This is a genomic window from Pseudomonas sp. A125, assembly GCF_055409485.1.
The window spans coordinates 13280-24937 of sequence record NZ_JBUZVP010000029.1 but is presented as its reverse complement, the minus strand read 5'-3'; the positions used below and the strand labels follow the sequence as shown (position 1 = coordinate 24937).

The 11658-nt window shown below is 62.4% G+C and carries 8 protein-coding genes; 3 read left to right on the top strand and 5 right to left on the bottom strand.

What is annotated here, in order from left to right; genetic code table 11:
- Nucleotides 1-62 precede the first annotated feature (62 nt).
- Together ACZRN6_RS29145 and ACZRN6_RS29140 are read right to left on the bottom strand one after the other, a co-directional pair.
- Nucleotides 63-1505, bottom strand: a complete 1443-nt coding sequence (locus tag ACZRN6_RS29145; protein WP_322146023.1) for a mechanosensitive ion channel domain-containing protein — start codon at nucleotides 1503-1505, stop codon at nucleotides 63-65.
- A 108-nt stretch (nucleotides 1506-1613) separates the two neighbouring features.
- The gene (locus ACZRN6_RS29140) at nucleotides 1614-2480 is read right to left on the bottom strand and encodes a pirin family protein (protein WP_322146024.1); all 867 of its coding nucleotides are present in this window, start codon (nucleotides 2478-2480) and stop codon (nucleotides 1614-1616) included.
- Nucleotides 2481-2677: 197 nt separating this feature from the next.
- Here ACZRN6_RS29140 and ACZRN6_RS29135 point away from each other — a divergent pair, with 197 nt between their 5' ends.
- Both ACZRN6_RS29135 and ACZRN6_RS29130 read left to right on the top strand, forming a co-directional pair.
- Nucleotides 2678-3784, top strand: a complete 1107-nt coding sequence (locus tag ACZRN6_RS29135; protein WP_464009456.1) for an efflux RND transporter periplasmic adaptor subunit — start codon at nucleotides 2678-2680, stop codon at nucleotides 3782-3784.
- Between the two features lie 2 nt (nucleotides 3785-3786).
- Nucleotides 3787-6858, top strand: coding sequence for an efflux RND transporter permease subunit (locus tag ACZRN6_RS29130; RefSeq protein WP_464009455.1), 3072 nt, complete (start codon nucleotides 3787-3789; stop codon nucleotides 6856-6858).
- Nucleotides 6859-7009: 151 nt separating this feature from the next.
- On the opposite strand, the gene ACZRN6_RS29125 is transcribed toward ACZRN6_RS29130, so the two are convergent.
- The 3 genes from ACZRN6_RS29125 to ACZRN6_RS29115 form a co-directional block, all read right to left on the bottom strand.
- Nucleotides 7010-8239, bottom strand: coding sequence for a M20/M25/M40 family metallo-hydrolase (locus ACZRN6_RS29125; RefSeq protein WP_464009454.1), 1230 nt, complete (start codon nucleotides 8237-8239; stop codon nucleotides 7010-7012).
- A 68-nt stretch (nucleotides 8240-8307) separates the two neighbouring features.
- Nucleotides 8308-9366: a diguanylate cyclase gene (locus ACZRN6_RS29120; RefSeq protein ID WP_464009453.1), complete on the bottom strand. Its 1059-nt coding sequence runs from the start codon at nucleotides 9364-9366 to the stop codon at nucleotides 8308-8310.
- A 79-nt stretch (nucleotides 9367-9445) separates the two neighbouring features.
- Nucleotides 9446-10081, bottom strand: a complete 636-nt coding sequence (locus ACZRN6_RS29115) for a LysE family translocator (RefSeq protein ID WP_464009452.1) — start codon at nucleotides 10079-10081, stop codon at nucleotides 9446-9448.
- Nucleotides 10082-10210: 129 nt separating this feature from the next.
- Here ACZRN6_RS29115 and ACZRN6_RS29110 point away from each other — a divergent pair, with 129 nt between their 5' ends.
- Nucleotides 10211-11614 (top strand): aminotransferase-like domain-containing protein, encoded by a 1404-nt coding sequence (locus tag ACZRN6_RS29110; protein ID WP_464009451.1) that lies wholly within the window; start codon nucleotides 10211-10213, stop codon nucleotides 11612-11614.
- Nucleotides 11615-11658 lie beyond the last annotated feature (44 nt).

The window sequence follows — 11658 nt, the reverse complement described above, 5'->3', positions numbered from 1 at the left end:
TTGGAACGCGCGGGGTTGGAGCGTGCCCGCGCGCGCGGGAACGCTCGCAGTTTTGCTGCTGATCAAGCGCGGCTTCGCAGCCACTGCATAAAGCCCTTCTTGACCGGCACCACGGGCGCCTCCTGGGTCAGGCTCTGCGCGGTGTGCAAGCGAAAATCCAGCAGGCTCTTCATCGCTTCACTGATGTCGTGCCGCGCATCCAGGCACGGCTTCAGATACTCCTTCTCGATGCGGTAGAGGGTACAAAACGTCTTCGCCGAAAAATCAGCCGGCACGCCCTGCTCCGAGAGAATCCCGGCCTCGCCTATCACCTCGCCCGGCCCCATGCGCCCGGCCTCGAACTTGTGCCCGGCCTTGGTCAGCATCACCGAAATCACCCCCGACTCAACGATGAACAAGTGATCACTCACTTCCCCAGCCGCCAAAATCATCTCCCCGGCGCGGAAGGTTTGCAGCGTCATGTTCTGGCTGAATGTGTCTTTCTCCTCCTGGCGCAAGGTCGAGAAAATCGAAGAACTCTCCAACAATGCTCGCGCCCGTGAAACGCTCGCGGGCGCATTGCTCTCGGCTGCCGAGAGCAAACTCACCCCCGCCGCCTGCAGATGCCGAAACGCCAGGTCATAAAGCTGGTTACGCACCTCACGCTTGAGGGTCATCGCCGGCACAAACCCGCTGATCTCATACTCCACCCCACCGCTGGCGGAGGTCTTGAACGCCACACTCGGCGCGGGCTTCACCAACAGCGGCCGGCAGCCCTGCATCGCCCGCTCCAGCGCATCGAGCACGGTTTGCGGCCGCGCATGGGGGCTGACTTGCAGGCTGACCGAAAGGCCAAACATGTCTGCCGGACGCGAGAAGTTGATGATCTTGGCTTTGGCCGCCAACGAATTGGGGACCACCGCCAGGCTGCCCTGGGAGGTTTGCAACTGGGTGGCGCGCCAGTCGATGTCGATCACCCGGCCTTCGGTGCCGTCGATGGAGATCCAGTCATCCAGTTGGTAGGGTTTGGTGGTGTTGAGGACGATGCCGGAAAACACATCGCTCAAGGTGCTCTGCAACGCCAGGCCGACGATGATCGCCACCGCGCCGGAGGTGGCCAGCACGCCCTTCACCGGCAGGTCGAGTACGTAGGCCATGGCGGCGATGATCGCGATCAGGAAGATCACCGCGCCCACCAGGTCCTGCAACAGCCGCCCGGTGTGCCCGACCCGCTGCATCATCACCGCGCCGAGCAACACCGTGAGGGTGCGTGCCGCAAACAGCCACCAGCCGATCTGGAACGCCGTGGCCGCCAGGTGCAACGCCACGTTGTCGCCATAGGGCGCGACCTGCATGGGGTTCAGGCCTTCGTTGAACAGCACGGCGCTGAACACCGCGAAGATCACCACGCGTGCCACCAGCTTCCAGTTGCCGTATTCGGCAGAGATCAGGCGCCACACGGCGATGTCGATCAGTATCAGCGCCAACGCGCAGAACATCGGGTGATCGGAGATAAATGAAGGCATCCAGGCGACTCCAGGGCGAATGCCATGAAGATCGCATGAAATGAGAACGCCGCAAACAAAATGTGGGAGCTGGCTTGCCTGCTCCCAGAGGGGTGGCGAGAAAACCGGCTAGCGCTGCATCTGCCCGAACTGCCCGGACTGATAGTCGGCAAACGCCTGGTGGATTTCCTGCTCGGTGTTCATCACGAACGGGCCGTGGCCGACGATCGGCTCCTCGATCGGTTCACCGCTGAGTAGCAATACCATGGCGTCTTCGCTGGACTCCAGGCGCAGCTGCGTGCCTTCACGTTCAAACACGGCCAACTGCCCTTCCCGCGCCAGCTCCGTGGTGTTGATCCGCACGGTGCCGCGCAAGACCACCACTGCCGTATTGCGACCGGCATGCAGGGTCAGCGTCACGCTGCGTCCGGCCTTGAGGCGCATGTCCCACACATCGATCGGCGTGAAGGTGCGTGCCGGGCCCTTGACCCCCTCGAACTCACCGGCGATCAGGCGCAGGCTGCCGGCGTTATCGGCCAGGGGCAGCGTCGGGATATCGCTATTGAGGAGGGTCTGGTAACCGGCCTCGGTCATTTTGTCCTTGGCCGGCAGGTTGACCCACAGCTGCACCATTTCCAGGGCGCCGCCACTGCGGGCGAACGCTTCAGAGTGAAACTCCTCGTGGATGATGCCCCTGGCCGCCGTCATCCATTGCACATCACCCGGGCCAATGGTGCCGCCGGCGCCGGTGGAATCGCGGTGCTCGACTTCGCCCTTGTAGACGATGGTCACGGTTTCGAAGCCGCGATGAGGGTGCTGGCCTACGCCGCGACGTTGTTCGGTTGGGGTGAAAGCGGCGGGGCCGGCGTGATCGAGCAACAGGAACGGGCTGATCTGCTTGCCCATGGTGTCGTACGAAAACAGCGTGCGAACCGGAAAGCCGTCGCCGACCCAATGGCCACGTGGGCTGGTGTAGATGCCGATGATCTTTTTCATATGTGTCTCCAGTAATGGATACACCTTAAATCCGCTACCAATTCAGCGCTAGACGGCAAAATCGGCCTTGATCGTTCCATACACAGGACGATTAAGGCCGAGCTGGATTATTTTATATTTCGACCATAATATGGCGCTAAATATTACGTACGTAATTTTCCACTTCGACACGCTCACCCCGCCCCACGGAGCCCGACATGAACCCTCTTCCCCTGCGTTTTCTTACGCCCCTGGCCCTGATGGCGCTGCTCGGCGCCTGCAACAACAAGGCTGATCCTGTCGCCGACGCGCCCCTGCCCCGCCCGGTGCTGGCAGCCAAGGTCGAAGCCGCCGGCAGCCAGCAAAGCGCCTACACCGGCGTGGTGGCGGCGCGCACTGAAAGCGACCTGGGGTTCCGGGTCAGCGGCAAGGTGATCGAACGCAAGGTTGATCCCGGCCAGCACGTCAGCCGTGGCGACACCTTGCTGGTGCTGGATATCGGCGACTTCGAACTGGCCCTGCGCTCGGCGAAAAACCGCGTCAATGCGGCCCAGGCACAACTGCGCCAACGCCGGGATGACGAAGCCCGCTACCAGCGCCTAGCCAATACCGGCGCGGTGTCACGGCAGATTTTCGACCAGTCCGCCACTAACCTGCGGGTGGCCGAGGCCGAACTGGCCTCGGCGCAATCGGATGCCAGCCAGATCGAAAACCGCCGCACCTACTCGGTGCTCAAGGCCGACAGCGACGGCATCATCACCGATGTTCGGGTAGACCGCGGCCACGTGGTGGCCGAGGGGCAAGTAGTCGCGCGCCTGGCCCATGACGGCGCCCGGGAAGCCATCGTCAACCTGCCGGAAAACCAGCGCGACCAGGCCTCGCAAAAAGCCCTCGCGTTCCCCTTTGGCGCCCCCGAGCAGGCGGTGACCGCCACGTTGCGCGAACTGTCCGCCAGCGCCGACCCCACCACCCGCACCTACCGCGCCCGTTATGTATTGCATGGCGCCGTCGACCGCTTCGCCCTCGGCTCCACCATCACAGTGCGCCTGCAAGGTGACGGCCAGGCGCAACAGACCCGCGTGCCCATCGGCGCACTGCAGGATGCCGGTAAAGGCACGGGGGTGTGGGTGATTGGCGCCGACGACAAGGTCAGCTTTGCCCCGGTCAACGTTGCCCGCCTCGGCCAGGAGGACGCCCTGCTCGACAGCGGCGTGAGCCCGGGCCAGGTGGTGGTCGCCCTTGGCGCGCACCTGCTGCACAGCGGTGACGCGGTACGCCTGCTGCCGGCCCAGGTATTGGCCCTCAACCGTCGGCAGGAACCTTGATAATGCGCGGTATTAACCTCTCCGAACTGGCGGTCAAGCATCGCGCGGTCACACTCTTCCTGATCATCGCGATTCTCGCCGCCGGGGCCTTTGCGTTTGGCAAACTGGGCCGCGCCGAAGACCCGTCCTTCACCGTCAAAGTCATGACCATCACCGCTGCCTGGCCCGGCGCCACTGCGCAAGAGATGCAGGACCAGGTGGCCGACCGCCTGGAAAAACGCCTGCAGGAACTGGACTATTACGACCGCGTAGAGACCATCGCCCAACCAGGTTTCGTCTCGATGCGCATGACGTACCTGGAGTCCACCCGCCCCAGCGAGATCCAGGACCTGTTCTATCAGACCCGCAAGAAACTCAGCGACGAAGCCGCGAAGTTGCCCAAAGGGGTGATCGGGCCGTTCTTCAACGATGAATACTCCGACGTGTACTTCTCCCTGTACGCGCTGGAGGCCGAACACCTGCCTCACCGGCAACTGGTGCAAATGGCCGAAGACATGCGCCAGGGCCTGCTCGACCTGCCGGGGGTGAAGAAAGTGAATATCCTCGGCGAACAGGCGCAGCGCATCTTTGTTGAGTTTTCCTATGAACGCCTGGCCACCTTAGGCATCAAGCCCGAGCAGATCTTCGCCGCCCTCGCCGCCCAGAACGCCGTGGCACCGTCGGGCTTTGTCGAGACCGCGGGTGCCCGGGCGTATATCCGTATCGACGGCGCCTTTGACAGCCTGGCGCTGATCGAAAACGTACCGCTGGAAGCCAACGGCAAACTGCTGCGCATCGCTGATGTGGCCACAGTCAGCCGGGGTTATGAAGACCCGCCCAGCTACCGCATCCGCCACCAGGGCGACCCGTCGCTGATGCTCGGTGTGATCATGGAGAAGCACTGGAACGGCCTGGAACTGGACAAGGCTCTCAAGGCCCAGGAAGCGAAAATCCAGGCCGACCTGCCGCTGGGGGTCAACTTCGCCAAGGTCTCCGACCAGGCGAAAAACATCAGCCTGGCGGTCAACGAGTTCATGCTGAAGTTCTTCGTCGCCCTGGCGGTGGTGATGGTCATCAGCTTGCTGGCCCTGGGGTTCCGGGTCGGGCTGGTGGTGGCGGCTGCAGTGCCGCTGACGCTGTCGATCGTGTTTGTGATCATGCTGATGACCGGCCGCGAGTTCGACCGGGTGACCCTCGGCGCGCTGATCATTTCCCTGGGCTTGCTGGTGGACGACGCGATCATTGCGATCGAGATGATGGTGGTGAAACTTGAAGAAGGCTTTGACCGGATTCACGCGGCCACCTTTGCCTGGAGCTCCACCGCCGCACCGATGCTCACCGGCACGCTGGTGACGATTATCGGCTTTTTGCCGGTGGGTTTTGCCCGCTCGGGCGCCGGGGAATACGCCGGGAATATCTTTTGGATCGTCGGCTTTGCGTTGATCGCATCGTGGCTGGTGGCGGTGGTATTCACCCCGTACCTGGGGGTCAAGCTGCTGCCGCACATCAAGCCGGTTGCCGGCGGCCACGATGCGATTTATGCCGGCCGTTATTACCAGAAACTGCGCCGCCTGGTGGATGCCTGCGTGCGCAATCGCTGGTGGGTGACCGGGCTGGTCGTGGCGGCGTTTGTGCTGTGTGGTGTGGGCATGGGGGTGGTGAAGAAGCAGTTCTTCCCCAACTCCGACCGTTCCGAGCTGATTCTTGAGGTGTACATGCCGCCGGGCAGCGCCTTCAAAAGCACCGAGGCGGTGGCGGCGCAGGTAGAAAAGGCGCTGATGCAAGAGCCGCAAACCGTGATGGTCGACACCTACGTGGGCGGCGGTGCGCCACGGTTTTTCCTGTCGTTGAACCCGGAGTTGCCAGACCCGGCTTTCGCCAAGCTGATCGTGCAGACCGCCGACGCCCTCGCCCGCGATGCGCTGAAAGCCCGCATGGGTGAACGCATCGCCGCGGGCGAGTTTCCGGCGGCGCGGGTACGCGTCACCCAGTTGGTGTTCGGCCCGCCCGTGCCGTTCCCGGTGGTATTTCGCGTGTCCGGCCCGGACCTGAATGTGCTGCGCAGCCTGTCTGAAGACGTACGCCAGGTGGTCGCCGCCAACTCGCTGACCCGCGACGCCTTCCTCGACTGGGGCGAGCGCGCCAGCAGTTACCGGCTGGTACTGGACCAGGACCGCCTGCGCCTGCTGGGTTTTACCCCCGACGGGGTCAAATCCCAGCTTAACGCCTTGCTCACCGGCAACCCGATTACCGAAGTGCGCGAGGGCAACCGCACTGTTTCAGTGGTCGCCCGCTCCCAGGGCAGCCAGCGCGAAGACCTCGGCAACCTGGACAACATGACCCTGACCAACAGCGCTGGCGTTTCGGTGCCACTGGCCCAGGTAGGGCATTTCCAGGCGGTGATGGAAGAACCGATCCTCAAGCGCCGCAACCGGGCGCTGACCGTGGAAGTGCGCGCCGACATCGTCGATGGCACCCAGCCGCCGGATGTGGAAATGGCGGTGTACAAGGACCTGCAACCCTTGATCGCCAAGCTGCCCGCCGGGTATCAGATCGTCATTGGCGGCCCGGTGGAAGAAAGCGCCAAGGCCAACGTCGCGTTGGCAGCGCTGTTCCCGATCATGATCCTGCTGACCTTGACCGTGATCATGTTCCAGGTGCGCTCGTTCGGGGTGATGTTCATGGTGTTCGCCACCGCGCCGTTAGGGCTGATCGGCGCGGTGCCGACGTTGCTGCTGTTCAACCAGCCGTTCGGGTTCAACGCCATATTGGGGTTGATCGGGATTGGCGGGATCCTGATGCGTAACACGCTGATCTTTACCGACCAGATTCGGCAGAACCAGGACCAGGGCATGGTGATTCGTGAAGCGATCATCGAGGCCACGGTGCGCCGGGCACGGCCGGTGATTTTGACCGCACTGGCGGCGGCATTGGCGTTTATTCCGCTGACGCTGTCGGTGTTCTGGTCGTCGCTGGCGTATGTGCTGATTGGCGGAGTGCTAGTGGGGACGGTGTTGACGTTGCTGTTCTTGCCGGCGTTGTGCAGTTTGGTGCTGGGGCGGGAGAAGACGCGGGAAGTGGTGACGGCAACCTGATCCAACTAACACCACAGAACAGTGTGGGAGCTGGCTTGCCTGCGATGGCGGTGTATCAGTCAAAGAATTCATGACTGACAATCCGCTATCGCAGGCAAGCCAGCTCCCACATTTTGATCTGCTTCCACAGAGGATCAGTGGTGGTTTCAGATCAGCGCTTGGACAGTTCCATGAGCATCCGGCTCAACAGGTAAATCCGCGGCGCCACGCTCTCCACTTCGGCATATTCTTCCGGCGTATGAATATTGCCCCCGACAATCCCGAACCCGTCCAGGGTCGGCGTGCCCACGCCGGCTGACAAACTGGCATCCGCCGCCCCGCCGCTGCCTTCAACCGTCAACGTGCGCCCCAATTCGCCATAAATCCCCTGGGCAATCGCGACCAGCTTGTCCGACTCCGGCGTCTGCGGCATCGGTGGCAGGCCGCGGTGCAGGCTGGTGGTCACTTCTGTCTCGGGGATCAGCTTGTTGGCCGAGACCCGCGCCAGGTCTTTCTCGATGCGATCAAACTCTTCCGGCAACGCTGCCCGCACATCAGCCTTGGCAGTGGCCTGGTCGGGGATAACGTTGACCCGGTCACCTGCGTTGATCACGGTAAAGTTGATGGTGGTTTTCTTCTCGGCATCCCCAAGTTTGCCCAGTTGCAGAATCTGGTGCGCCGCTTCCATCGCCGCATTGCGCCCCAACTCCGGAGCGACGCCGGCATGGGCGGCCTTGCCCTTGACCTCGACCACGGCGGTGGCGCTGCCTTTGCGCCACACCACCAGGCCATCCGCCGGGCGTCCCGGTTCCAGGTTGAGGGTCACGTCGTGGCCCTTGGCGGTGTTGCGGATCAGTTCGGACGCGCCGTCGGTGCCGGTCTCCTCGCTGGCATCCAGCAGGAAGGTGATTTGCGCGTAGTCCTTGAAGCCCTGGTTTTTCAGGACTTTCAACGCATAGATGCCGGCGACGATACCGCCCTTGTCATCCATCACGCCCGGCCCATAGGCGCGGCCGTCCTTGATGTGGAACGGCCGGGCCGCCGCCGAGCCTTCCTTGAACACGGTGTCCATGTGGGCCATCAACAGGATCTTGGCTTTGCCGGTGCCTTTGAGGGTGGCGATCACATGGCTGTTATGCGCGGCGGCATCGGGCACCAACTGGATGCTGAAACCCAGTTGCTTGAGCTCGTCGACGGCAATGTCACGCACTTGGGTCAGGCCCGGCTCGTAGCCGGAGCCCGAGTCGATGTTCACCAGGCGCTCCAGCAGTTTCAGGGCGTCGGCCTTGTACTGCTCGGAATCGGCCTGGATTTGCTTGTGGGGTTCGGCGCTGAAGGCCGGCATGGCGAAAGACAGCGCCAGCGTGGCTGCCAGCAAGGTACGCGGGAAGTTGAAGAGCATGAACCGATCCTTGTTTTTGTTGGAAGGTAGCGCTCCACCCTACCTGACAATAAACAATTTGTTGATCCTCAGATCGACCTCAGCCAACTTCCCTGCACCGAACTGACCCGGTTGCGCCCGCTGCTCTTGGCCTCGTACAAGGCCTGGTCGGCATCGTTCAGCCAACTGGTGGCGTCGCCGTGTGCCAGTCGGTACGGCGCCAGGCCGATACTCAGGCTGGCGCGCAAGGTCGGGTCTTGTGCGTAGGCCAATGAGTTGAAGCGGTCGCGCAGGGCGTCCATCACTTCGGTGGCGCGGTTCAGGGGCATGTCCGGCAGGATCACGCAGAATTCATCGCCGCCATAACGCCCGGCCAGGTCGGTGGCCCGCAGGTTCTGGCGCAACACCTTGCTCAATTGGCGCAGCACGATATCGCCGGTGACATGGCCATAGGTGTCGTTGATGGTCTTGAAGTGGTCGATGTCGATCAGCGCGATGGCAGCGCCCTGCTGTTCGCGGCGGCAGCGTTGGAACTCGATTTCCAGGTGGTCTTTCCAGGCGCCGTGGTTGAGCAGGCCCGACAGGCTGTCGGTGCGGCTCAACGCCAGCAACTCGCGTTTGTGCCGAGCCAGGGTGATGGCTTGCCGGTAGCAGATCCAGCCCAGAGCCAGCGGGTATAGCATCAGGATCGGCAGGCAGGCGTACAGCTGCACTTCGCTGGTGAGGGTTGTCACCGCCGGGGTGAACACCAGCAGCGACACGCCGCCCCCCAGTGCCTGGGCCACCCAGCCGGCGAGCATAAAGCGTGGGCCGCCAATGGCGACGTTGTTCATGGTCATCATCGACAAGGTGGTCGCGCTGGGCAGCGGATTGAACTGCATGGCGCCCACCCAGAACCCGCCGCAGAACGAGTCGAACAGCAAGTTGCGGTGTTCCGAACGCAGGGAGTTTTTTGAGTGCCGCGACCATTGATAAGCCACATGCGGCCAGATAAAGGCATTGGCAACCATCAGCACCCAGACCCAAATGGGCTTATCCAGCGGATAGATGGCGACGGCCACGCAGAGAAACCCGAGGGTCAATCCCAAGGTGCGCGACTTATACAAGCGTGTAGCGAGCGAAAGTCCCTTTCCTCCTGCGGCTGGCATGATCTGGCTTGATCCTGGATGAATGCACGAAGTCTATCAGGGCAACGGCAAATCGCCACTACCGCTCATAAGCTGGCCTTCAGCTGGAAAAGCCCCGCGCCAGCATCAACGCCACGCCCAGCAGCAGCACCGCCGTGGCCCGTTGCAGCAGCACCCGGCGCCGGGGGTTTTCCAGCACGTGCTTGATGCGCTGGCCGAAATAGCAATACAGGCAACCGCTGGCAAATTGCAGCAGCAGGAAGGTCAGGCCGAGGATCGCAATGTCGGCGGCGGCGCTGCCCTGGCCGATGGCGGCAAACTGCGGGAATACCGCGCTGAACAGGATGATCGCCTTGGGATTCGACAACCCGGTGAGCAGGCCCTTGCCGAACAGGCTGCGGGCATTTTCCGGGGTTGCATCATGGGTAGTAATCGTCACCCCGCTGCTGGTCCATTGCTTGTAGGCCAGGTAAAGGATGTACGCGACGCCCACCACCTGGATGATCCGGGTGATCAGCGGGTAGTCCTTGATCAGTTCGGAAAAGCCCACGGCAAAGATCAGGATAGAGACCAGGTACGAAACACTCGCTCCGAACTGCGCCGGCAAGGAGCGGCGCAGGCCGTCTTTGAGGCCGAGGCTTAACAGCAACAAGGTCATGGGGCCGGGGCTGAATGCCAGGGTGGTGCACAACAGCAGGAAGTACAAAAACGAAGACAGCGTCAGCGCGGTGGCCATGGTGTTGGATTCACAGCAGGAAGTAAGGCGTGCAGTCTAGGGCGCACCTCGCGCCAGAGGCAGGTAAACTCTGTGGATATATGCGCAGACTTTACCGGTAAAGTTGGCGGCAAACCTAAGGACAGTGCGATGCCCATCCCCGCGATTCACTTTCATGACCAAGCGCCGAAGGTGCAGCAGATCGTCGACGCCCTGGCTCACGCGATTGAGCAAGGCGAGTTGGCCGCTGGTAGCAAACTGCCGTCGGTGCGTGAGTTGGGAGCCTTGCTTGGCGTCGGAAAATTTACCGTTAACGAAGCGCTGGACCGCCTGCGTGGGCGTCACCTGCTGACCTCCAGCCAGGGCCGTGGGCATTTTGTTGCCAACAGCCAGGTGCAGGTGTCCTCCAGCACCTGGGTCGACTTACTGCCCCAGGACTTGCTCAGTGTGCTGCGCCGCCCATTGTCCACGGCCCAGGGCGACCTGCGCCCCGGCGGTGGCCACCTGCCGGAAGACTGGCTGGACTGCGACGTGTTGCGCCAGGCGATGCGCAGCGCGGTGCGCGCTCCCACGCTGCGTATCGCCGGGCTGGGCACCCCGGCGGGCCTGCTGCCATTGCGCCAGGCTCTGCAACAGAAACTGCACGGTGAAGGCTTGTCGGTGCCGGTGGAGCAGATCATCACCACGCCTAACACGGTGCAGGGGCTGGACATGCTGATGCGCCTGCTGGCGCGGCCTGGGGACACGGTGTTGCTGGATGCGCCGTGTTATTTCAACTTCCACGCCAACCTGGCTTTGCATGGGGTCAAGGTGGTGACGATCGCCCGGCGGCCTGATGGTTTTGATTTTGTCGCGCTTGAACAGTTGTTCGCGCACCATCGTCCCAGCCTGTATCTGACCACCAGTGTGCTGCATAACCCGACCGGGCATTCGTTCAGTCCGAGCCAGGCGTTTCGGTTGTTGCAACTGGCCCGGGAGTATCACTGCCATATCGTTGAGGATGATCTTTACGGGGATTTGCACCCTAACCCGCCGCCGCGTTTGGCGACTTTGGCGGGGTTGGAGCAGGTGACATATCTGTCGGGATTTTCGAAGGTGCTGACGGCGAATGCGCGGGTCAGTTATGTGGTGGCGGCGCCGCAGTTGGCGGCAAACTTGACCAATATGAAACTGATGAGCGGCGGGATTACATCGGAATTGTTTGAGCAGATTGTGTATCGGCTGCTGAGTGAGGGCGGGTATGCCAGGCATCGCAAGCGCATGGTTCAGCGGCTGCTGGAGGCAGGGGGGCGGGTTGAGCAATGGCTGCGACGGTGTGGGTGTGAGTTGCCGATGGGGTATGAGGGGGGGATGTTTATCTGGGCACGATTGCCGGCGGGGGTTAACGGTGAGCAGTTGGCTGAGGCCGGTTTAAAACGCGCGATGGTGTTGGCGCCGGGGGCGTTGTTTGGGTATGAGCCGGGGTTGCGGGATTTTATGCGGTTTAATGTGGCGCATTGCGATGAGGCCAGGCTTCAGGCGGAATTTGAGGGGTTGCTGCGGGCGCGGTTATAGGCAGTAAAAGGCGCCAACTCAAAGAGCTGGCGCCGGTGTTACGG